The organism is Staphylococcus lugdunensis (assembly GCF_001558775.1).
GTDB classification, from domain to species: domain Bacteria; phylum Bacillota; class Bacilli; order Staphylococcales; family Staphylococcaceae; genus Staphylococcus; species Staphylococcus lugdunensis.
The window spans coordinates 2029519-2053216 of sequence record NZ_CP014022.1 but is presented as its reverse complement, the minus strand read 5'-3'; the positions used below and the strand labels follow the sequence as shown (position 1 = coordinate 2053216).

Genomic DNA, 23698 nt, shown 5'->3' with positions numbered 1-23698 from the left:
TGATGAAAAATTTAAAGACTGAATTACTTAAATTAAAAAGTTCCTCAGCTATGTATATGCTCATTTCATCGCCATTAATATTTTTAGCTTTTGCAATATTTACGGCGTTATTTGCTCAAGGTCAACCTGATAAGAATGAACTTTCTCCATATTTATCTTTGACGTTTAATTTATGGCCGTTTTTCGTGATACCTATACTTACATGTATCGTTGCTAACTCTCTCCTCAATATGGAAATAAAAAACAATCATTTTTCTTATTACAAAAGCAACAATTGGTCTATTAACAGCATGATTAAAAACAAAATCATTGTAACCATCATAGGCTTTATCATTCATGCTATCTTGATATTTATCGTTTCAATGATTGGTAACGCATTAACTTCTGGTGCTCCAATAAACCCATTACTAATATTCGTGACGATAACACTTATTTTAATTTCTAGTTTATCGTTGATACCTATAAACTTTATTTTAGTAAGAAATACAGGTGTTTTTCTTGCGATATTTCTAAATCTTTTTTTATCAATATTAAGCATAATTACTATAACTATGACAAAAATATTTTGGATTCTCCCTTGGTCTTATATCGGTAGAATTCCATTAATCACTTTATCATTACATCCAAATGGTACTTTATTATCTAAGTCGAGCCCATTTTTTAATGATTTACATGCTTTATTAATCGTTTTAATCGTAAGTACCATTTATTTCGTTGCATTTTTCTTCTTAAATAATAATAAATCTTGGAGGATAAAATGATAAATGAATTTAAAATCATAAAATTAAAATTTATATCAGACATTTTAACCTATATACCACTCATGTTTACACTTTTTTATATTTTATGTATTGATCTCTATTTAGGTCCCTCATGGCATAAAACAGCTATTCAAATATATACTGGTTGCTTTAATGCGATTACGCCATTAATATTGTCCATCACAGTGTTTCAGACAATTAAATTTGAAGAGGGCATAGGACATTTCAACCATATTTTAAGTAAGACTAGCCGTTTATCATGGGCTCTAGCCACACTCATGTATATTTATATAAACTACGTCCTATCGTTAATCATTTCTATTTTAAATTTAATCATCATGAGTGAAAACTTAAATATTAGCTTATTTTACTTATTGACTAGTCTGCTATTTAATATTTTAATAACAGTCATCATATTTATGATCGGTCTCTTTATCAAAAGCGTGCTTGCAATTGTTGGAGGTATATTTAGTGTAATATTTAACATCTATTTTGGTGTGGAAGTTTTAGGCGACCAGTCATGGTATTACATGCCAATCACATATGCTACACGCTATATTCCTATGTATATCCAAAATAGTGTACCTTATGTTTTAACGTTAATCCTATACGTTATGAGTTTAATCATTATTTGTGGCTTTTTAATGCTAACCATTAAGAAATGGTCAGGTAGAAAAATTAATGATTAATTTATGAGGTACATCGTATTGATTATGAGGCTCATATAAGCAATATTTATCAAAACTTACAGTATAAGGAAAAATGCTATTAACGAATTGAAATAGTTCATTCATTAATAGCATTTCCCAATATATTCTTATAATAATAGGTTAAGTTGTTCAACATACCTATTGACGTTTGAGTTGTGATAAAATTTTTAATCCTAAAGCAAAGTAGCCATAGCCAAGCGCTAGTCTTAAGAGATATTTTAATGTAGGACTTTTAATCCACTTAGAATTAAATATTAATGTCGGTACCAATGTACTATATGCATATAAGACTAAAACTTTTAAATATCTTGATTTCATTGTTATCAACCTCTTTTCAAGATTATTTTAACGTAATCGCATTAAATAAAGCGTGTCATTTTCATGACAATTCTTTTTTTAGTAGTTGTTCAAGCTGAGTTAAAGTCTTTCGCATACCAGTTTCAACACCCATGGATAACGCTTGTTCAGCAGCTGTCGCAGTTGGAAAAATAGTCGTAGAAGTCACTTCTGTTTGTTGCTTATTCAATTGTTTGAATTCTAATACCACTTTCATCCCTGGTAATCGTGTATCTTTATCACCGTCTTTTGTAGCAAAGAAATCAAAGTAAACAATCTGATACGGTGCTTGAACCATATGGTATTCGGTTAATGTATAACTAGTCGCTTCTGGTGTTGTAATAGCATAAAATGCTTTTCCACCAGTCACCGCTTCAAAATGATAGACCTTAATTTTAGCACCTGGTGGATGAAACCATTGTTCAAATAGTGATTGTATTGTATAAGCCTTGAACACTTCAATGATAGGAGCATGAAATGTTATATGCGCAATGATTTGATTTAATTGGCGTTCAATGTGCATATGACCTATCCTCCTTTATATGTTAGTTGATCAATATGTTTTTTACGAAGTGCTTATTTATCAAGTTGTTGTTCCCAGCTTTTTATATCATATGGGTCTTTTACTTTTTTACCATTAATAAATACAGTTGGTGCTTTGGATATATGATGCTTCTTATATAATTGTTTATCTTTATCAGCCGCTTTCCATGACTGACTATTTTCTTGTTTATAATCTGCTTTGATTTTGTGCTTTTGTTGTTGACTAATATTAAGTTGATCTATTTGTTTGTCGATTAATTTTGGTGTAATCCATTCTTTGTCATCATTTTTCTCTTGTGCAGCGTATATTTTTTGTTGAAAATCTAAATATGCTTGTGGGGCAATAGCATTAACTGCATGGCCTGCACGCGCACCAATAATGGAATCTTTGCCTAAAAAAGCCATGTTGATGAATTGATAGTCTGCTTTACCTGTATCAATATATTTCTTTTTAATTGTTGGCATGACTTGTGTTTCTACTTTTTTACAGTATGGGCACTTGTAATCGCCATACTCAACGATAAGGGGTTTATTATGTTTAGTAGCTTGTGGTGCACTCGGAGCGTCTTTCTTTTGTTGTGCACATGCACTTAAAATAACTAAAAAAGTCAATAATAGTATGATGGGTAATCGTTTTTTCATATGTGCTCCTTAACGTTTAGGTTAGTTCATATTTTCTTCTTTATAATCTGGATCGTGCTTTTGAATATATCCCTTTGCATCGAAATTTTCTTTAAAACTTATCGTTTTACCACTAAATTGATACGCATAATAGTGAATCTCATCATTATCACTAAGCGGTTTATATCCTAAAATGACATATTTGCCATGTTCAAAGACATAAATGTTAGCATCCTTTTTATCAAAATGCTTAACGACGTCGCCTTGATCATGTTTTGCTAAACGTTCTTGCTTATCATCTTGCATTTTAACCGCCTTATCTATCTTTTCGGTATATTTACCACTGCTGCAAGCTGTCAGCAGTAGAACGATTAATGTTAAGGCCATTGCTAACTTTTTCAAGTTATTCACTCCTAAGCTTTTAATTTATTTAATCTAGGATTCCCTATCATCCTTTAATACATGTCTAATCATACAACGATACGGGCAAACGTGCCAGTTGAAATAACAAGTTAATAAATGTTAAATAATATAATATTACTTTTATTCCATTTTCGAACTTATACAACTAAAGTATGATGGAATAATATGTGTATTTATAATGTAATTTTGTTACACTATACCTATTCAGTAAAATAGAGGAGTAGATTTAATATGAAGTTCATGACTATCACTGCAGAAGAATTCAATCAATTTACAAAAACACATTTTTCACATTATACCCAATCAAGTATGCATTACCTCACTCGCTCAGAAATGAAACATGATGTTCATTTGGTTGGCGTAAAAGATGACCAGAATGAAGTAATTGCTGCTTGTCTATTAACGGAAGCACCTGCCTTACGCTTCTTTAAATACTTTTACACCCATCGCGGTCCAGTCATGGATTACAGCAATATTGAATTAGTTCATTTTTTCTTTAAATCTCTCACAAACTTTTTAAAACAACGCAATTGTCTTTATGTCCTTGTTGATCCATATATTTTAGAGAACTTACATAACGCAGATGGTGAGATTTTAAAATCTTACGACAATCGTGCAGTAATAAAAACATTAGAAGATTTAGGTTATAAACATCAAGGCTGGTCAGTTGGCTACGATATGATGAGTCAAATTCGTTGGCTTTCTGTACTGGATTTAAAAGACAAGAACGAAGATCAATTGATGAAAGAAATGGATTATCAAACGCGTCGCAATATTAAAAAAACCTATGAAATGGGTGTCAAAGTTAAAACATTGCCGATTGAAGACACGCATACGTTTTTCGAGTTATTCCAAATGGCTGAAGAAAAGCATGGTTTTTCATTTAGAGATGAACCTTACTTTATAGAAATGCAAAAAATATACCAAGATCATGCAATGCTAAAATTGTCTTATATCGATTTAAATGATTACTTGGCTACGTTAAAGGCAGATCGTGATAAATTGAAGCAACAGCTTTCAGACATAGAAACTGCTTTACAAGAGAGTCCAAACTCTAAGAAAAATAAAAATAAACATACACAAGTAACGCAACAAGTTGCAAGTAATCAACGCAAAATTAAAGAAACTGAAACTCAAATGGATAAAGAAGGTCATATCTTAAATTTAGCGGCTGCATTATATATCTATAACGACCATGAAATGTATTATTTATCCAGTGGTTCAAATCCAAAATATAATGCTTACATGGGTGCATATCGTTTACAATGGGAAATGATTAAATTTGCGAAAGAACATCATCTCGACCGTTACAATTTCTACGGTGTTACTGGAGACTTTAGTGAAGATGCCGAAGATGCTGGCGTACAAAAATTTAAAGAAGGCTTTAACGCTCAAGTATATGAATACATTGGAGATTTTATTAAACCAATTAAACCGGTATTTTATAAACTACAACAATTTATCGCACATAGAAAATAATTAGTTGGGTCAGGTTACCTAAAAAATTAAGAAGCAGGACAAAATTCATATAAAAATATCCAGTAAATAACTTTTATAAATTCATTTACTGGCTTCTTTATTTACTCGTATTGTTGGCTCGCTTTCTTAGGGGACAGCTTCACCTTGTCTTGTACTCCAAAGTGTCTCACCAAAATACGGCGCATTTATATGTAATTTTATATCAACATACTTAAAAACAGTCTGGGACATCATTATGTTTTAAGTTATGAACTCTATATTGGCAGTAGTTGACTGGATTAAAAATACGCTTATACCAAGCTTTTTCAATCCTAGTCAACCTTGCCGGGGCGGGACTAAGAATTCATTATGAATTCAGTCCCGCTCCCTTTTTTATTTGTCCAAGAACTTTATGCCCCAGACTCCTAATCATTCTATGTTGTTATTCTTCATTAATGACATTCAAAAAGCGTCTTAGCTCATCTGTTTTTGGTTGATTAAATAGTTGTTCTGGTGGACCTTGTTCCCCGATAATGCCGTCATGAATAAACACGATACGGTTAGACACTTCTTTCGCAAAGCGCATTTCATGGGTCACAATAACCATCGTCATTCCCTCATCTGCAAGCTCTCTAATCACTTTCAATACATCTGTAACTAGCTCAGGATCTAGCGCAGATGTAGGTTCATCAAAGAGCATGACCTTAGGATTCATGGCTAATGCACGCGCAATAGCCACACGTTGTTGTTGTCCACCTGATAAAGCGTGGGGACGCTGGTCTTTGACACTTATTAAACCTACCTTTTCTAATAAAGCTAATGCTATACGTTCCGCTTCAGACTTTTTCATTTTCTTAACGGTAACTAATCCTTCCATCACATTCTCTAACGCTGTTTTATGAGGAAAAAGGTTATAGCTTTGAAATACCATACCTGATTGTTTACGCACATTAATTTGTGACTTCTTATCATCTGCCGTGTAAGTAACACCGTTAACTGAAACCGTTCCTTCAGTTGGAATTTCCAATGCATTCATCATTCTTAATAATGTTGTTTTACCAGAACCAGAGCGCCCAATAAATGTGATGACTTCTCCTTTTTCTACCGTCAAATTGACGCCTTTAATCACTTCTTTATCGTTGAAGGATTTATGAATATTGTTAAGTTCTATCATGAACGATACCCTCTTTCAATTTTAGATTCATATAATCCTTGGAGCACTGAAATAATAAAGCAGACAACCCAATACATGATGGCTACTAAAATATATATTGTAAAATATTCATACGTTGTTGAAGCCACCTCTTGTGCTTTACGGAACATTTCCGCTACTAAAATAAAGCCTAATAGCGATGTATCCTTTATCAAGCTTAAAAATGTGTTTCCTAAAGCAGGGATAGACACACGAATAGCCTGAGGTAAAATGATACGTTGCACCGTTTGACGATAAGTCATCCCAATGGAATATGCTGCTTCAGTTTGTCCTTTCGGAATGGAAATAATACCACCACGAATAATTTCGGATGCATACGCACCTACATTTAGAGATAAACCTATAATTGCAGCAATAACTGGTGCAAGTGTCCATTGATTATCTGCATCACCTGTGATTAATCTTCCTAATTCTGGTATACCATAGAAGATAATAAATAATTGTACAATCATTGGTGTGCCTCGAATAATTGAAACATATATACGTGCAATGGCTCTTAATATTCTACTGGTTGATATTCGCATTAAAGCAGTAAATAATGCAAGAATTAACCCAAGAATAAAAGTCACAATTGTAATCGGAATAGAATATTTAACTAATCCTTCTAACATAGGTCCGAAGGCTTGTCCAGCTGCGTCTAAAGCATGTTGCTGTTCATTATTGAGGTTTAGAAACATCTTCACCAAACCATTTCTTACCTATTTTAGCTAATTCGCCACTATCTTTTATTTTTTTCAAGCCTTCATTAAAGTCTTTAACGACTTTACTGTCAACCTTTTTAGAAAAAGCAAAGCCAGATTTACTTTGTTCTGCCTGACCTTTAATAGCTTTAATCTTAGCGTTCGGTTTTTGTTTTGTGTAGTCTAAATAAGATAAACTATCGTTAAAAGTACCATCAACACGATTAGATAATAATAAGTCCATAGATTGGTTAAATCCATCCACTTTAGTAATATCAGCGCCTTTATCTTTAGCTAATTTACCATAGTTAGATGTAAAGGTTTGCGCTAATTTTTTCCCTTTAACATCGTCAAATGATTTAATATCCTTTTCATTGTCACGCACAACTAACACAGCATTTGAATATGTGTAAGGCGTTGAAAATTGATATTTTTGTTCTCTTTCTTTATTGATGCCTACTTGGTTTGCAATGACGTCAAAACGGCCCGCATCTATACCAGCAAACATTGAATCCCAAGATGTTTCATTAAATTTAAGTTTATAACCTTCTGCTTTTGCGACTGCTTTAATCACATCTATATCGTAACCAGTTAATTTATCTTGTTTATCATGATACGTAAATGGTGCATAAGTTCCTTCTGTTCCAACCTTTAAGGTTTTATCACTACTCGCTTTATCATCTTTAGATGATCCACCATTTCCACATGCTGCTAATACAAAAACAAGCGCAATTACTGTAAATAAAAGTCTTTTCATCTGAATAGTCCCTCCATATTCCTATTATTTCTATCAGAATAGAATAATTTTAATCCTATCCTTACTATTAGTCAATAAGGAGTTACTCATTACAATCATTTTTCATGCCTTTACATAAGCCTATTGACGCTGATTTTTTAACATAAAAGTAAGCAATAAACTAATAACTGTAATGATAACAGCAAATAAAAATCCAGCATGATAGCCATGTAACACCGCATCAATTTTTATTTGAGCTGTCATCTCAGCTTTGGTCATTCCACTATATTGTTGTATATCTGGCGAAAATGCTTGACTTGCTTGGGAAAGAATAGTGATTAAAGCCGCCGTCCCAATTGATCCAGAGATTTGTTGCGCTGTATTCGTCATGGAAGAGCCATGTGCATTTAACGCTTGCGGTAATTGATTCATAGTATGTGTCATAATAGGCATTAAGCTCAGAGCGATACCAATCATTCGTATACCATAAATTGTTGTTAAAATAAGTGCCGACGTATGCTCATCCATAAAAATGAAATAACATGTTGTCACAATAACAATAATGACACCTATAAATGCTAACAATTTCACGCCAAAGCGCTCATATAATGCGCCAGATATCATTGACATTATTGCCATCACTATTGCACCAGGTAACAACATTAATCCAGAATCTAATGCTGAGCGGTGTAAGACATTTTGTACAAACATCGGAAGCACGGTTTCTGAACCTATCATTGAGATCATTGTTACTGACATAATCGCTAGTCCAACGGCAAATTGCTTATTTTTAAAAACTTCAAAATTCAATAATGGTACGTCAAGTTGATATTGTCGCCACACAAATAAAGCAATAAAAATCACACCAACAATTATAGTTGTCAGCACAATAGGATTATTCCATCCGTCTGTTGCAATAGAGCTCACTCCATAAAGCAAGCCACCAAATCCTAATACTGACATTGTTATGGATAAAGTATCGATTGGAGCATACACTTTTGTGCCAACATTTTTAACCGTTTTTAAAGCAATTAAGAATGTGAATGCTGCAATAGGTGCTACTACGTGAAACAACGCTCTCCAATCTAAATATTCAACTAAATAGCCAGATAATGTCGGCCCAATCGCCGGTGCTAGTCCAATTACCAAGCCAAAGGTCCCCATATATTTGCCGCGTTCATGTGGCTCGAAAATATCTAAAATCGTTGTCATCATCAGTGGCATCATAATGCCAGATCCTAATGCTTGAATAATACGTGCGATTAATAAAACAGAAAAATGAGGACTAAATCCGCCAATTATCGTCCCAATAAAAAAGACAGCAATTCCGACTAGAAACACTTGTCGTGTCGTATAACGCTGAATTATAAAGGCAGACAAAGGAATAACAACACCGTTTGTTAATAAGAATGCTGTTGTTAACCACTGCACTTGTGAATACGCAATATGAAAATCTGCCATAATACTAGGTAACGCGGTTGTTAGCAGTGTTTCATTAAGCAATCCAAAGAATCCGCCAAATAACATCGTGATAATCATTGTAAGTTTTTGTTGTAGTGACATATGTTCCTCCCACTAAAATAACATCATACATTTCATAAATAATAGTTATTTTACTAATAAATTCAACACTCCCCTAATTTTTTGCTTAAAATAAAAATAAATCGTAATAATTCCTATTTACAAAATACTATTAATCCTTCATACTATATGAATAAGGGAGGCGATAATATGAAGCAAGATGTACAAACTGCACGTCGAAACTTAAAAAGCCCTAATATTAAAACTAGAAAACGTGCATTAAAAATTATCAAGCAACATAAACGCAAGTAACCCTATCACTCACTTAATAAATAGAAAACAAATTGTTGCATATTATTTTAATATTTCATTATTCATACTTATCTTTATTCACACTTATACTTTATATTTATCTTTATTTCTTAAGCACTTACATTAAATGACATAAAAGCCATTACGTCGCATTTCACGCAACGTAATGGCTTTGATTTATTAAAGATAATATTTATTTGTAACGTTTAAGTTATCATCTAATTCATAAACAAGTGGCGCACCTGTTTTAATTTCGTAACCGATAATGTCTTCATCTGAAACATCTTCTAAGTATTTGATTAAGGCGCGAATAGAGTTACCATGTGCAGAAACTAATACTGTTTGACCATCTAATAAATGTTGTGAAATATGGTCTGTCCAAATTGGTACAACACGATCTAATGTTGTTTTTAAACTTTCAGAGTATGGCATCATACGTTTATCTAAGTGACGATATTTTCTGCTTTGTAGATATTCTTCACGTTGTGCTTCTGTTTCAGCTGGTGGTTCAATATCATATGAACGACGCCATTTATGAACTTGTTCTTCACCAAATTCTTTTCGCGCATCATCTTTATTTAATCCTTGAAGCTTACCATAATGTCTTTCATTTAAACGCCAGCTTTTATGCACTGGAATCCATAACTGATCTGATTCTTTAAGGATATAATTTGTAGTTTCTAGCGCTCTTTTTAACAGTGATGTATAGGCTACATCAATTTCGATGTTGTTCTCTTTAACCTTACGTCCAGCTGTGACTGCTTCGTTAATACCTTGTTCAGATAAATCGACATCAGTCCATCCTGTAAATAAGTTTTTTGCGTTCCATTCACTTTGTCCATGTCTACATAAAATTAATTTAGGCATGTAAAACACCTTCCTATAACTGAGATTTTCTTGTTGCAGTGAACAATGTATTTTTTTGTTACTTATATTATAAAACGACTTGCACAAGATTACTATCATTGACATGCTATTTTTGTAATAAATTACCTGAAATTGTGATCTAGAAGTGATATTTGTCGCAAAATTGCAAAAGTTGTTATTAAATTATGAGCTGTTAGTAACCACCAATGACTTAATCTTTGCTATAATTAAGTTTCCGTAATTGATTTTGATAACGTAAATAAGGGAACCGTTTTTCTTCATATTATCCTGTTTATTAAAGGAGTTTTTATTATGAGAAAATCAATATTAGCATTTATCGCTACGGTATCAATTGGGGCAGCAAGTGCTGAAACTTATACACATACGGCACATGCAAATGACTTAACAAATGAACAACAAAAATCAACACCACCTACCACACAGTCTATACAAACAACAACCTCTTCTCCTGAAAGTGATAACGATGTAGATGCTGTATATGACCGCTTTATGGCTGCAGGTGGGACTGAAGAACTTTGGGAAAAAATTGTGTTACCTGAATCAGGAGGCAATCCGCATGCTAAAAATGGAGAATATTTTGGCTTAGCACAAACTAAGTTATCTTGGGGCTATGGAACCGTTGAACAACAAACACGTGGCATGATTGAATATGCTCAGTCGCGCTATGGTTCAATCAATGCAGCAGTTAGATTTCGGACAACGCATGGATGGTGGTAAGAAAGCACACTAGGAACAGACAGCCATACATTACGGTGTATTGAATATAACAGAAGCGGGACTGAATTCATAGTACCGCCCCGGCAAGGTTGACTAGGATGGAAAAAAGCTTGGTATAAGCGTATTTTAAATCCCTTCAACAACTGCCAATATATAGTAAATAGCCTAGAACATAATTACGTTCTAGGCTATTTACTCATAACTTAAAATTTTTTAATTCAAAATCTATTGGTAATATGGTTCCGGATGGACATAAACAGATGAAATTCCCTTACCATGCAGATGGCTTTCAACCCGATCACAAATATCATGTGCCTCTTTAAGCGATAGTTTAGCATCAACAGCAATTGTTACATCTAAAAATATACTGCTACCATGATAACGTCCTTTTAAACTATTCACTTTAATCACATCCGCTACTTCCAACACATCATCACGATATTGTTGTAACTCTTCCTCATTAAAGCCGTCACTTAAGGCAAATATCGATTCTTTAAAAATGCCAAACCCTGTATAGATAATTAAAAAACCTAAAATTGTAGCTAAAATAATATCGACAATTGGTAAACCAAATTGTGTAAACACTAGCCCTATCGCCGTTCCTATACTCACTAAACTATCCGATAAATTATCTTTCGCTGCTGAGTTTAGTGAGCTGCTATTTGTTTTCTTAGCGAGTTGACGATTAACTATATAAACAGCGAACATGATTATACCGCTAATTGCACTAATCACAATTGTTATCGCACTTGGTGTGTGGTGGTCTCTTGTAATTAATCTAGGTACATTTTCAATAACAACTTGAATACCTACGAACATGATTATAAATGATACTAATAATGTTGATATATTCTCTGATTTTAAGTGACCATAAGGATGATTTTTATCTGCAGGTTTAATCGATATTTTCAAGCCTACAATCACTGCCAATGACACTACAATATCTGTCATATTATTTAAGGCATCCGCTCTTACTGCCGCAGAATCATAAATAAAACCTGTAAGATATTTCGTAACAGATAAAATAATATAAACAATCAAACTGAGATACGCGCCACGCTGTGCCAGTTTTAAATTTTCACTTTGCGACATTCAACTAACCACCTTAACATCCTTTATTAAAGCTAGTATGAATGAATTTTAATTGTTTTACAATAATTATTAATTTCGATATTTTTTGTAATAATAACATAACTATTTTATTAGAAGCACCTAAAATTTTAGTTATAATCACATACACTTTATAGCTCGTTAAAATTTGTCTCTAAGTATCCATTTAGACATAACAAATGTAATCGGTATGGTTATGATTAAACCGGCAAATGGTGCTATTTCTGATGGGAAATGTAGCCAGCGAACAAATATATATAATAACGCCGTTTGCATTCCCATATTAACAACTTGTGTAAATGGAAAACTTAAAAATTTAACTAGCGTCGGTTTAACTTTATAAACAAAATAACAATTTAAATAGTATGAAATAACAAAACTAACTACAAAACCGGTAATGTGGCTTACCATATAGTTTATGTCGAAGACCTTTAACAGTAATAAATAAACAATATAATAGTTTAGCGTATTAATGCCACCAACTATAATAAATCTTAAAATTTCATAATGTGTTGCATTTAATTTCATGATTGATTCCTCATTACCCTTCATCTTCTTTATTAAGACAGCGCCTATATTATCGTTTCTCGTACAAATAATATGCTATTGGTGTATTATTTTTCAAGCTATTTCTACTATAATAATAGTATAGCAATAAATGTCATAGACAAGGAGTGGCTTTATGTCCATAAAACATATTGTTATCGCACCAGATTCATTTAAAGAAAGCATGTCTGCTAAACAAGCAAGCCTTGCCATCAAAGAAGGCTTTGAACGTGTTTTTAATAATACTGTTCATTATGAACTCATTCCTATGGCAGACGGTGGCGAAGGAACAACAGCAGCATTAGTGGAAGCATTAAATGCTGATTGGCGATATATTCGTGTACGAGATCCATTATCACGACCAATTATGGCTGGATATGCCATTACACCGAATAAAGATACAGCAATCATTGAAATGGCAGCAGCTTCTGGACTCCATCTTGTTCAAACTAGTGAACGTAATCCATTAATAACGTCCACGATTGGTACTGGCGATATCATTCTTGATGCATTGAATCAAGGTGTTAAACGTATCATTCTTGGTATTGGAGGTAGTGCAACAAATGATGATGGTGCAGGCATGTTAACTGCACTTGGGGTTCAATTTCTCGACAACAATCATCAAATCTTACCACAAGGTGGCGGTGCGCTTGCTCAATTATCGAAAATTGACAGCACAAACCTTGATAAACGTTTAGCAAAAGTAACGTTTAAAGTTGCCTGTGATGTAACTAATCCATTATTGGGATTACAAGGTGCCAGTGTTGTTTATGGTCCACAAAAAGGTGCAACCGAAAAAATGATACCAAAGTTGGATTCCGCCTTGGCAAACTATCATGATAAAATAAAAATAGCTTTAAACAAAGATGTAAAAGATATCCCAGGGGCTGGTGCAGCTGGTGGCTTAGGGACTGGTCTACTTGCCTTTTGCCAAGTCACAATGATGAAAGGCATCGAACTTGTATTAGAAGAAACTCAATTTAAATCTTATGCCGCGCAAGCAAATTTAGTCATTACTGGTGAAGGAAAGATAGATGGACAAACAATTTATGGAAAAACACCTATTGGAGTAGCTAAAGCAGCTAAACAATTTCATTGTCCAGTCATCGCTATTTGTGGCTCATTAGGTGACAACTATGAGGCAGTGTATCATCACGGCATCGATAGTGTCTTTAGCATCATTGAACAGCCTGAGACATTAGATCACTTATTAGAGCATGGATATGATAATATGGTAAAAACTGCTGAAAATATTGCACGCTTGATTAAACTCTCATCGTCTTTTCAGCTCTTAAACAAACAAAACAACTGATTAAGTATTTCCCAGAAAATATTAGAGGTGATGTTACATGAAACGAACAGAAAAATATAGAGACAGTTATGAACAAGATAAAGAATATCAAAATCAGCAACAACGTCAGCAGCACGCGCGTTATCAACAACAACGTTATACAAACCAACAGCAAGCACAATATCAAAATAACGGAGATAGATATCGTCAACAGCAAGCACGTTATGATGAAAATGGCAATCGTTATTACAATGATCGTGATTTTCGTAGAGAACAACAGTTAGAAGAAGATAATATAAGACAGAAAAAGTCTAAAAAATGGTTATATATTATCATCGCCCTGCTTTTAATTGTCGTTGCCGTGTTTGTGACACTTGCATTTATGGGTGGAGATAGCAATAGCGATAAAGTAAGTAACGATCCCAACGTATCACAGAACTACCAAAAACAAGTCAAAGATAAAGACGATAGTATTACAAGTCAAATTGAAGCGGCTAAAAATGATATCAAAGACAAAGTCAACACAGACAATACGATTCAAAAACTACAACAAGAAATCAATAGCTTAAAACAAAATGAACAAAATAATGCAGATTCAAAATTCACTAAATTTTATCAAGATCAGTTAGATAAATTAAAAAATGCCAACCAAGCACAACAAAACAATGCAGACCAAAGTAAAGTTGAAGGTATGCTTGATGATATCAATACTAAATTTGATAGTCTTAAAGACAAAATAGAAAATTTTATCAATAGTTTTAGTGGGAAATAAGTTACTTATTAAAGTTGAAGACCATTAGGTAACATTTTAATATATAAGCAGGACTGAAATCATTATAATGACGTTAGATTTCAGTCCTGCTCTTTTTCTTTTTTGCTTAATGCACTATCACAGCTATTTATATTATGGCAAAATGTTGGTATAATTAAAAAATTAAAATATTTAAAATAAAACATGAATTTAACATTCGAGGAGTCTTTTATGTCTCAGTCATTTCGTACGTTTCCTATTACTTTGTTAATCATATTAGGTGTTATTACTGCCTTTGGCCCTATGACCATTGATATGTATGTTCCTTCATTACCTAATGTACAACATCATTTCGGGTCATCCACATCAGAAGTTCAATTAACGCTATCCTTTACTATGATAGGCTTAGCCATTGGTCAATTTTTATTTGGTCCGTTATCAGATGCATTTGGTCGTAAAAAAGTTTTATTAATGATTTTAACGATATTTTTAATTGCTTCATTCGCGGCAACGCTAACGGACCACTTACCTCTATTTTTAATTTTACGTTTTGTTCAAGGCTTAACTGGTGGTGGTGCCATCGTTATAGCCAAAGCTTCAGCTGGTGATAAACTCCATGGCAATGCGTTGGCTAAGTTTTTGGCGGCGCTAATGGGTGTCAATGGAATAATTACAATTATCGCACCATTGATTGGTGGTTGGTCACTTAAACTAGGGTCATGGCATGTCATCTTTATTGTGCTAACAATTGTCACATTTATACTTATTATAGGTGTATTATCGCAAATGCCAGAAACAGCAAAAGATACACATTCCAAATTAAACTTTAGCCACATTTTTTCAGACTTTGGACAACTGTTGCGTAAACCCAAATTTGTCATTCCTATGCTATTACAAGGATTGACATATGTGATGTTATTTAGTTACTCATCTGCATCACCTTTTATTACACAAAAAATATATACACTTACCCCGCAACAATTTAGTCTGATGTTTGCAATTAATGGCATTGGGTTAATAGTTGTCAGTCAAATTGTGGCGACATTAGTTGAATATATCCATAGACACACCTTATTAGTTTATTTAAGTATCATACAAATTATTGGCGTAATTCTAATTGTTATAACTTTAACATATCATCTACCTATATCTGTATTGATGATTTCGTTCTTTATTAATATTTGTCCAGTTTCCTCTATTGGGCCTTTGGGTTTTTCAATGGCAATGGAAGAACGTACTGGTGGTAGTGGCAACGCATCAAGTTTACTAGGTTTGTTCCAATTTATTCTTGGCGGCATGATTTCACCACTTGTAGGCTTAGCAGGGCAATTTAATCCAATGCCCTACTTAATTATCATTAGTACTACAGCTGCCGTGTTCATTATTTTACAATTTACTTATTTTAAAATTAATAAGCCGTATATTAAATAAAATATATCAGTTTGGGACATCATTATATTTTAAGCTATGAACTAAATATTGGCAGTAGTTGACTGGAATGAAAATACACTTATATCAAGCTTGTTTCAATCCTAGTCAACCTTGTCGAAGCGGGACTATGAATTCATAATGAATGCTGTCCCGCTTCTATATTTTTATAACATTACCGTTTCGTTGTTAACTTGCTTACCTTATTCCGACTCTATCGGAAGCCATATTTCAGCTACATAATCATCACTTTCAATATCTCCTGGCAGGTAAAGTTCAAAGAAATTGGCATCTTTGATACGAAAACCTTCGCGCGGCAACAAGTTCACATGAATATGGCGCATTGTGCGTTGTATAGATTCTGGAAAAGGTCCACTTGTCGTCACAACTAAATAATCACCTTTGACTAATTGAACCTTTGAATATCCCTCATGTGGTATAGATTGATTTGTGACACCTATTAAATAATCCATTCGCCCGTCTTCGTGTGAAATACACACGCCTAATAAGCCATTTAGTGTGCCATCACTGTGGCGTGCTAATTCTTCATCGATATGTGCACTTATCACATCCTCCCAAAATGATGCAATATGTTTTTGAGCTTGTGTACCACTTCGATAACTTCGATGAAAACCAACAACTTGTATTTCTTCTAGCTGTTCTAATCTATATTGCATAAATCTATCCCCTTTTTATTTTTCTATAATTATTATAGCCACAAAATGAATCATTTAATCTAGTAGTCAAAACTTTTTAATATACGAATTTGGCATTGCGTTATATAATAAGTTGTATTATTTTTGGACAGTGTGTTTACACGTACCGAGGAGAACGATGTCATGAGTAAAACAATCTTAAACGTTAAACCAATCAGCCAACTTTTCCCTTTACCCTTAGTTATGGGATGCGAAGGCGTTTCTGCAGCAATGTTGCTGCAATATAATCATCATACTACGAAAGCCACAGATATTATGAAAAACTGGCCGACACATAAAAATAATCCGTATAAAGGTTATGTTGGTCATCAATTATTTATTAAGTTTGGACATCACCAAACGATTTTTCCTGAAGCGTTTGTCCCACATCTTCAACAATTTGATGCACGCGTCAGCAATGGTACAGGACATGCATTATCCGAACTTGAACAGATTATTGATCAAGGCCAACCTGTCATTATTTATCACACAAGTTTAGGACAAAAGCCATTACACAAAATCTATCATTTCGATCAAAAACCTACGCCGACCGTCGCAAATATTCATGTGACATTATTAATTGGCTACGACGATACCCATTATTACTACATAGATCCATTATGGAGTCACCTAGGTTGGAAAATTGTCTTTCCAGCTATATTACCAAATAAATTTCAAATCATTAAAATTAGTAAACAAAAAATGGCTACGAGTTATAATGCACCTGGTCAAAAATGCATTTATATCAATCCTAACAGTGAACAACCTAATAACCTCTCAAGTAATAGGTAACTTCGAAATGCATATTAAATACAAACAGAGCATGCTCTGTTTGTATTTGTCTATAAGTATTTCATTTATATTCGCTCTCTTATTTTAATTCGTTTTTAGAACCTCTTACCATGTAATTAATGTATGATACTTATCATTTTTAATCATTTAGCAACCTATGTTTCTTGTTAATCATTAATTGTAAAATCCATTAATGCATGATTGACTTCTGATATGATATCATCCGTTCGCCATTGCCGTTGATAGCCAAGACATGGGCAAAGATACGTTATGCCATTTTCTGTCAGTTCTTTTCTAAAATGCACATGCCCCATAATGCTATAACGTACAGGATAATCCTGATAGATACTGTCAATGTCTGTCGTCCCAATATAAGCATTAAAAAAATCAAATAGACGATGTGGTGTCGGAACCATAAATGCAGGGTGAGTCACAATATGCGTTACTATAATAAGTTTTCTTGGTGCTACTTGTGAAGCATGCGCTCGTAATTCATCAGCAAACTGTTTTGATAATTGCCGATCATCCACTGTCCAATCAATACGGACTTTGTCTTGCCAGGTCGCCCCATAATGCTTGCCGCTTTGTAACTGTTCTTCTGAAAAACGTTCATGTGCATAGCTATAATCATACCAAGCCGTTGAGCCTATAATTGCCCAATTGTCATTGATAATATAAGGCTGTGTCATGAGACACTCTGGTTGTTGACGAAAAGATGTGACAATATCAGTTGAGCTATGATCTAATTGATCTGACCAATAGTCATGATTGCCAGGTACAAATAGCACAGGAATATTTATTTGGGCTTTAACTTGAGAGATAAACGCACACGTCATTTGATAATTGTTAGAAATATCTCCGGCTATAATTAATAAATCCAATTGCCGCTTGATGGCACAGTCAACCAAAGCCTGCATGTAACCTTCACTATTTATATAAGTATGTCGATCGATATGTAAATCTGAAATAGTGCCTATTTTCATAAAACTTCCTACTTTGCTTGTTACTTATAATCATTATGTCACAAGCACTACACATTTTAAAATTTTGAAACTTACATATACCTAAAGATAATTGTAATTTCTATAATTAACTGTATAATAAAACCATATTTCATCATAATTACACATAAATATACATTATTATGACCTATAAAAAATATTTGACCTCAAAGTTTAAATAGCATATTTAGCTATGATTTCGACAAGCTTATCGTTTATATGGAGGATGACTTTATGGCACAGCAATTACAAAGAGAATTAAGCAATCGTCATATCCAATTAATAGCCATTGGTGGCGCTATTGGCACTGGTCTCTTTTTAGGTTCAGGCCAAACCATTTCGTTAACTGGCCCTTCCATATTATTGGCATATATGATTATTGGCATGGTGTTATTTGCTTTCATGCGTGCTTTAGGAGAGTTGTTGCTAAGTAATACGCAATACAATTCCTTTGTGGACATTGCCAATGACTTTCTCGGTCCTTTTGGCGGCTTTGTAATTGGATGGACGTATTGGATTAGTTGGATTATTTCCAGCATGTCAGACTTGACAGCTATGGGACAGTATTTTAGCTTTTGGTTTCCTAATTTTCCCCATTGGATTACGGTTTTATCTATCGTATTTATGCTAACTTTATTTAATTTATTAGGGGCGAAATTATTTGGGGAAATCGAGTTTTGGTTCGCGATTATTAAAATTATAACAATTGTCGCCATTATCCTTTTAGGTTTGGTGATTATTTTATTTGGAATACACACTTATTATGGACAAGCTTCTTTTACTAATTTGGCACAGTATCAAGGGCTGTTTCCTCATGGTTCATTTGGCTTTTTAATGTCATTTCAAATTGCACTATACTCATTTGTTGGTATCGAATTAATTGGTGTCACTGCTGGGGAAACGAAGCATCCAGAAAAAACGATTCCACAGGCTATCAATAATGTACCTGTTCGCATATTATTATTTTATATTGGTAGTTTACTGGTCATCATGTCTGTGATTCCATGGGATAAAATTGGTACAAACAGTAGTCCTTTCGTAACAATGTTTAAATTAATCGGTATTCCATTTGCGGCTGGTATTGTCAATTTCGTTGTGTTAACTGCTGCCGCTTCTGCAACAAATAGTGGCATCTATTCCAATAGTCGTATTTTATTTGGATTGGCTAAAAGAGGCTTAGGCCCTCAACCGTTAACAAAAACAAATCATCATGGTGTGCCTTTTATTGCCATGCTAATATCGTCAGTCATCTTATTAGTAGCCGTATTACTCAATTATATATTTCCTAACGCGATACAATTATTTATCTATGTAACAACGCTATCTACTGTGCTCTTTATAGTGGTATGGTCCATGATTGTTGTGTCTTATATCAAATATGTACGTCAGCATCCCCAACAACATAAACAAAATACATTTAAATTATTAGGCGGACAGTGGATGGCCTATGTTATTTTAGGTGTCTTTGCTTTGATTTTCATTTTATTATTCTTTAGTAAAGAAACAAGAATGGCTCTATTTATCTCACCAATTTGGTTTATCTTTTTATTTCTTTTCTATCGGCGTCGCCTTGCAACAAAGATTAAAGAATAAATATCAAAAATATTCATCCCTCAATCACTTTAATATCGTGACTGAGGGATACTTTTTAACACTTCTTTATTTCATTCTAGGTACTTCATGATAAAATAACTATATTATCTATACTAGAAGGAGTGCGTTATGGAATTACTTGAAGCTTTCTTATTATTTATTACTGCAGTGATTATCAGTTCGATTATTTATAATCGCTTTCCTAAAATTCCTGCTGCATTTATACAAATCGCCTTGGGTGTCTGTTTATTCATACTCCCCATTCCGATTCACTTTAAATTTGATTCTGAAGTCTTCATGTTTGCGGTCATTACACCGTTATTATTTGTTGAAGGCACTCACGTGTCGCGTACAAAGCTGATGGAGTACAAAAAGCCCATCGTCTTAATGGCCATGGCGTTAGTATTCGCAACAGTTATTGGTGTCGGCTATTTTATTCATTGGATTTGGCCTGATTTACCTATGCCAGCAGCTTTTGCTATTGCAGCGATTTTATGTCCGACTGACGCTGTAGCAGTATCCGCTATTACAAAAGGAAAAATGTTACCCAAAGGCTCAATGGCTATCTTAGAAGGCGAATCATTACTCAATGATGCTGCAGGTATCATTTCCTTTAAAATTGCAGTAACAGCCTTAGTTACAGGGTCATTTTCTGCCTTTCATGCCATAGGACAATTTATTGTGTCCACTATTTTAGGTATTTTAATTGGCATTATCATTGGCACTTTGGTAGTTCGTTTACGTATTTATCTTACAGCAAATAAAGGTTTAAAAGATAACAATACATTAACATTTATCCAACTTTTGACACCTTTTGTTGTTTATTTTATTGCCGAAGAACTACATGCATCTGGAATTATTGCCGTCGTCATTGCTGGTCTCATTCATGGCTTAGAGCGTGACCGTCTCATTCGTGCCCAAACGGAATTACAAATGAACTACAACCAGATTTGGACTACACTGAGTTATGCATTAAATGGCTTCGTTTTCGTAGTACTTGGCTTTATCGTTCCTGAAGTTGTGGATGAAATTATTCGCGTAGAGCCAGAAAATATTATGTTTTTAATTGGCATTACGCTTAGTATTGCCGTAGCCATTTATGTTTTTCGTTATATATGGGTGTATATTTGGTTTAAGGACTTTTATGCCCCTAAAAATGTGCAGTCTTATTTGGATGATGACAGTGGTTCTATTCCAACACGTAGTCGTTATGCATTTATCATGACGATGTGCGGTATTCACGGTACCATTTCATTATCAATGGCTTTAACACTTCCAGAATTAGTAGGTCAACAGCAACATTTTGAATATCGTAATGATTTATTATTTATCGCAGCCTTAATGGTGTTAATTAGCCTGATCTTAGCGCAAATTATACTGCCGCTCATCACACCATCAGCACATGAGACAGATTTCCAAGGAATGAGCTATCAATCGGCAAAGATTTTCATTGTACAGCAAGTCATTGACTCTTTTAAAGAAAAGTCAACCTCACAGCCAGACATTGACTATCGACCAATTTTAAACCAATACTTTAATGAATTATCTTTCTTATTAAATATAGAGCCTGATAATAAAAATACAAAGGAATTGCGCCGTTTAGAAGATATTGCAGAAAAAATAGAGACAGAAACGTTAGAACGTTTAATTGCTAAAGGAAGTATCACTAAGCAAGATATTTCGAATTATAGAGGTGTAATTGAATATTCTCAATTTTTTAGAGAAGCATCTTTCATCAAAAAGCTCTCACGCTTTATCAAATTATTCTATCTACGCCTTAAAGCACTTAAAAGCAGTGACAAATCTGAGCGTAATGATATACGTCAAAAATATCAAGATGGCTTTAAGCATGTGCAAAAAATTATGCGTATCGTCAACCATAATATCATCTTAAAAATGCGTGAAGAACAACATAGTGGTAACGTACTTGAAGTAAGCTTAGTCATTAATCGCTATACGAACCTTACTCAAACCTTACGTCAAAGTGCTTCAAAAATAAAAGCACGCCAAAAAAACGAATTAATTGTTAGCAATGAAACCCAACAATCATTAAAATTACAAGCACTATATACACAACGTGACGTACTCGATAAACTGATTGCCAACAATAAAATAACGAATGATATCGCGAAACAAATTCGTGAAAATATCAACTATAATGAAATTGTGTTAGCCAGTGAATCAACACATTAATTGTACAAATATAAAGGTACGACCTCCTTAACTATGGAAGTCGTACCTTTTTAATGAATTTAAGAATCATGTACACCTTGGTCTAATACTTCTTTTTGCTCTTTAATGAATTTCATCATAGATAGATAATTACTGTTACCAAAATCCCTAGAACCACTCATAAATTCAATACCACTTAAATAAGCAACTTGTGGTTCTTTATCACTATTATAATTAAACGGTGAGAAAGTATAGAAAGCAAGTACTGGCACTTGATCTTCTTTCTTTTTCGCTGGTGCTTTAGCGATGACTGATACATTGACTAATGGAATACCAGAATATTTCATTTGTCCTATACCGTAAGACACTGGTTTAGGAGCTACCAATTGATTTAATGTTTTAATGTCTTTCATTTTGTCACCATCTAAAGCTTTTTCAAAATCAGCTGTATAGAATCCTGGTTCGATTGACGCATAAACGAGTTTACCATCTTTATATTTAGTTAAAATCTCAGCATAAAACTCTGGGATATTGCTCTTTCCTATTTTCTTACCACTTGGATCAACATACCAATAGTCAATTTGTTTCAGACCACCTGGATTTTTTATTTCTTTACGTTTAACACCTTTTTTATCTTTAAAGAAGTCATCAACTTCTTTCATAGATGCCCCTTTTGATTCTTTAACATAGTTATAATCTGCAAGTTCAACCTTTTTCATAAGTTCTTTATAATCTTTCCAACCTTGCATACCTGTTTTATTTGTTAATGACTTTTCAGTAACAAGTGGATCCAACTTGCCCATGATGTCTACTTTTTCTTTTTTACTTGCTTTCTTTTCTAATTCTTTATATTCTTTTTCTTTGTCAGTCATCTTATCGTCATCTTTAATTTTAACTGTTTCAGTATCTGTTTTAGATGATTTATCCGATTTGGTTGATGACTCTTTGTTATCATTATCATGGTGTGAGCAACCAGCTAATGTAAGTCCTAATGCAAGTAAAATCATAACTATACCTTTACGCATATTTGTTCCTCTTCTCTATTCGTATTTAATACTAGCGTCATACAATTCAAAAACGATGTTATATTTAAATTTTACAATAGTTGACTTACTATTTAAATAACTTTTTTAATATTTTAAGCAAAATAAAAAAGAAATCCGTATAGCACATAAATTTCTATGACATGTTAAAAAAGGAGCGGAACAGAATTCATTATGAATTCGTAGTCCCGCCCCGGCAAGATTGACTCGGATTGAAAAAGCTTGGTATACGCATATTTTCAATCCAGTCAACGACTGCCAATATATGGCATTCATAGCCTAAAACATAATGATGTCCCAGACTTTTTATGCTTTTATTTTTGGATTTATATCCCCGTCTAACCTCTATCATCTGTA

At 33.6% G+C, this 23698-nt stretch carries 25 protein-coding genes; 11 read left to right on the top strand and 14 right to left on the bottom strand.

Features of this window, described 5'->3' with window-relative positions; all coding sequences use genetic code 11:
• The first annotated feature begins 2 nt into the window (after window positions 1–2).
• Both AL499_RS09515 and AL499_RS09510 read left to right on the top strand, forming a co-directional pair.
• Entirely contained in the window at window positions 3–761 is a 759-nt protein-coding gene (locus AL499_RS09515) for a lantibiotic immunity ABC transporter MutE/EpiE family permease subunit (protein WP_225306484.1), read from the top strand.
• The gene (locus AL499_RS09510; RefSeq protein ID WP_002492793.1) at window positions 758–1450 is read left to right on the top strand and encodes a BsaG family lantibiotic immunity ABC transporter permease subunit; all 693 of its coding nucleotides are present in this window, start codon (window positions 758–760) and stop codon (window positions 1448–1450) included. The genes AL499_RS09515 and AL499_RS09510 overlap by 4 nt, the downstream gene beginning before the upstream one ends.
• 159 nt (window positions 1451–1609) lie before the next feature.
• On the opposite strand, the gene AL499_RS09505 is transcribed toward AL499_RS09510, so the two are convergent.
• The 4 genes from AL499_RS09505 to AL499_RS09490 form a co-directional block, all read right to left on the bottom strand.
• Window positions 1610–1789 (bottom strand): hypothetical protein, encoded by a 180-nt coding sequence (locus tag AL499_RS09505; RefSeq protein ID WP_002460294.1) that lies wholly within the window; start codon window positions 1787–1789, stop codon window positions 1610–1612.
• Window positions 1790–1850: 61 nt separating this feature from the next.
• Window positions 1851–2330 carry an SRPBCC family protein gene (locus AL499_RS09500; RefSeq protein ID WP_002460295.1) on the bottom strand — a complete coding sequence of 160 codons (480 nt, stop codon included), beginning with the start codon at window positions 2328–2330 and terminating at the stop codon, window positions 1851–1853.
• Between the two features lie 53 nt (window positions 2331–2383).
• Window positions 2384–2992: a thioredoxin domain-containing protein gene (locus AL499_RS09495; RefSeq protein WP_002460296.1), complete on the bottom strand. Its 609-nt coding sequence runs from the start codon at window positions 2990–2992 to the stop codon at window positions 2384–2386.
• Window positions 2993–3013: 21 nt separating this feature from the next.
• On the bottom strand, window positions 3014–3373 hold the full coding sequence (locus AL499_RS09490; protein WP_002478697.1) for a DUF4467 domain-containing protein: 360 nt from the start codon (window positions 3371–3373) through the stop codon (window positions 3014–3016).
• 252 nt (window positions 3374–3625) lie between these two features.
• Between AL499_RS09490 and AL499_RS09485 the strand changes: the two genes are divergently transcribed.
• On the top strand, window positions 3626–4873 hold the full coding sequence (locus AL499_RS09485) for an aminoacyltransferase (RefSeq protein WP_002492835.1): 1248 nt from the start codon (window positions 3626–3628) through the stop codon (window positions 4871–4873).
• A gap of 421 nt (window positions 4874–5294) precedes the next feature.
• Here the strand turns inward: AL499_RS09485 and AL499_RS09480 are convergent, their stop codons facing one another.
• The 4 genes from AL499_RS09480 to AL499_RS09465 all read right to left on the bottom strand — a co-directional run bounded on the left by AL499_RS09480 (window position 5295) and on the right by AL499_RS09465 (window position 9044).
• The gene (locus AL499_RS09480; RefSeq protein WP_002460301.1) at window positions 5295–6026 is read right to left on the bottom strand and encodes an amino acid ABC transporter ATP-binding protein; all 732 of its coding nucleotides are present in this window, start codon (window positions 6024–6026) and stop codon (window positions 5295–5297) included.
• The gene (locus AL499_RS09475; RefSeq protein WP_002460302.1) at window positions 6023–6742 is read right to left on the bottom strand and encodes an amino acid ABC transporter permease; all 720 of its coding nucleotides are present in this window, start codon (window positions 6740–6742) and stop codon (window positions 6023–6025) included. Before AL499_RS09475 ends, AL499_RS09480 begins: the two co-directional genes overlap by 4 nt.
• Window positions 6723–7502 (bottom strand): transporter substrate-binding domain-containing protein, encoded by a 780-nt coding sequence (locus AL499_RS09470; RefSeq protein WP_002492813.1) that lies wholly within the window; start codon window positions 7500–7502, stop codon window positions 6723–6725. Before AL499_RS09470 ends, AL499_RS09475 begins: the two co-directional genes overlap by 20 nt.
• Before the next feature lie 120 nt (window positions 7503–7622).
• Window positions 7623–9044 carry an MDR family MFS transporter gene (locus tag AL499_RS09465; RefSeq protein ID WP_002492795.1) on the bottom strand — a complete coding sequence of 474 codons (1422 nt, stop codon included), beginning with the start codon at window positions 9042–9044 and terminating at the stop codon, window positions 7623–7625.
• Window positions 9045–9212: 168 nt separating this feature from the next.
• On the opposite strand from AL499_RS09465, the gene AL499_RS12565 reads away from it, so the two are divergent.
• Window positions 9213–9314 carry a putative metal homeostasis protein gene (locus AL499_RS12565; RefSeq protein WP_002478693.1) on the top strand — a complete coding sequence of 34 codons (102 nt, stop codon included), beginning with the start codon at window positions 9213–9215 and terminating at the stop codon, window positions 9312–9314.
• Window positions 9315–9494: 180 nt separating this feature from the next.
• Here the strand turns inward: AL499_RS12565 and AL499_RS09460 are convergent, their stop codons facing one another.
• A complete protein-coding gene (locus tag AL499_RS09460; RefSeq protein ID WP_002460306.1) occupies window positions 9495–10181 on the bottom strand; it encodes a 2,3-diphosphoglycerate-dependent phosphoglycerate mutase in 687 nt (228 codons plus the stop codon).
• 312 nt (window positions 10182–10493) lie between these two features.
• Between AL499_RS09460 and AL499_RS09455 the strand changes: the two genes are divergently transcribed.
• Window positions 10494–10919, top strand: a complete 426-nt coding sequence (locus AL499_RS09455) for an aggregation-promoting factor C-terminal-like domain-containing protein (RefSeq protein WP_002478692.1) — start codon at window positions 10494–10496, stop codon at window positions 10917–10919.
• A 225-nt stretch (window positions 10920–11144) separates the two neighbouring features.
• Here AL499_RS09455 and AL499_RS09450 read toward each other — a convergent pair whose 3' ends face one another.
• A complete protein-coding gene (locus AL499_RS09450) occupies window positions 11145–12011 on the bottom strand; it encodes a cation diffusion facilitator family transporter (RefSeq protein ID WP_002460309.1) in 867 nt (288 codons plus the stop codon).
• 159 nt (window positions 12012–12170) lie between these two features.
• A complete protein-coding gene (locus tag AL499_RS09445; protein WP_002478691.1) occupies window positions 12171–12557 on the bottom strand; it encodes a GtrA family protein in 387 nt (128 codons plus the stop codon).
• Window positions 12558–12711: 154 nt separating this feature from the next.
• Between AL499_RS09445 and AL499_RS09440 the strand changes: the two genes are divergently transcribed.
• The 3 genes from AL499_RS09440 (at window position 12712) to AL499_RS09430 (ending at window position 16048) form a co-directional block, all read left to right on the top strand.
• On the top strand, window positions 12712–13887 hold the full coding sequence (locus tag AL499_RS09440; protein WP_002492841.1) for a glycerate kinase: 1176 nt from the start codon (window positions 12712–12714) through the stop codon (window positions 13885–13887).
• Window positions 13888–13924: 37 nt separating this feature from the next.
• The gene (locus tag AL499_RS09435) at window positions 13925–14638 is read left to right on the top strand and encodes a hypothetical protein (RefSeq protein ID WP_002460313.1); all 714 of its coding nucleotides are present in this window, start codon (window positions 13925–13927) and stop codon (window positions 14636–14638) included.
• A 210-nt stretch (window positions 14639–14848) separates the two neighbouring features.
• On the top strand, window positions 14849–16048 hold the full coding sequence (locus tag AL499_RS09430; RefSeq protein WP_002478689.1) for a putative multidrug effflux MFS transporter TcaB: 1200 nt from the start codon (window positions 14849–14851) through the stop codon (window positions 16046–16048).
• A 200-nt stretch (window positions 16049–16248) separates the two neighbouring features.
• On the opposite strand, the gene AL499_RS09425 is transcribed toward AL499_RS09430, so the two are convergent.
• Window positions 16249–16722: a GyrI-like domain-containing protein gene (locus AL499_RS09425; protein ID WP_002492816.1), complete on the bottom strand. Its 474-nt coding sequence runs from the start codon at window positions 16720–16722 to the stop codon at window positions 16249–16251.
• 162 nt (window positions 16723–16884) lie between these two features.
• Here AL499_RS09425 and AL499_RS09420 point away from each other — a divergent pair, with 162 nt between their 5' ends.
• Window positions 16885–17532 (top strand): C39 family peptidase, encoded by a 648-nt coding sequence (locus AL499_RS09420; RefSeq protein ID WP_002478688.1) that lies wholly within the window; start codon window positions 16885–16887, stop codon window positions 17530–17532.
• A gap of 167 nt (window positions 17533–17699) precedes the next feature.
• Here the strand turns inward: AL499_RS09420 and AL499_RS09415 are convergent, their stop codons facing one another.
• The gene (locus tag AL499_RS09415; RefSeq protein ID WP_002478687.1) at window positions 17700–18515 is read right to left on the bottom strand and encodes a metallophosphoesterase; all 816 of its coding nucleotides are present in this window, start codon (window positions 18513–18515) and stop codon (window positions 17700–17702) included.
• 252 nt (window positions 18516–18767) lie between these two features.
• Between AL499_RS09415 and AL499_RS09410 the strand changes: the two genes are divergently transcribed.
• Both AL499_RS09410 and AL499_RS09405 read left to right on the top strand, forming a co-directional pair.
• Complete coding sequence (locus AL499_RS09410; RefSeq protein ID WP_002492812.1) at window positions 18768–20126, top strand: amino acid permease; 1359 nt, start codon at window positions 18768–18770, stop codon at window positions 20124–20126.
• 129 nt (window positions 20127–20255) lie between these two features.
• Window positions 20256–22319: a cation:proton antiporter gene (locus AL499_RS09405; RefSeq protein ID WP_002492802.1), complete on the top strand. Its 2064-nt coding sequence runs from the start codon at window positions 20256–20258 to the stop codon at window positions 22317–22319.
• Window positions 22320–22378: 59 nt separating this feature from the next.
• Here AL499_RS09405 and AL499_RS09400 read toward each other — a convergent pair whose 3' ends face one another.
• Window positions 22379–23323 (bottom strand): hypothetical protein, encoded by a 945-nt coding sequence (locus AL499_RS09400; RefSeq protein WP_002492845.1) that lies wholly within the window; start codon window positions 23321–23323, stop codon window positions 22379–22381.
• Window positions 23324–23698 lie beyond the last annotated feature (375 nt).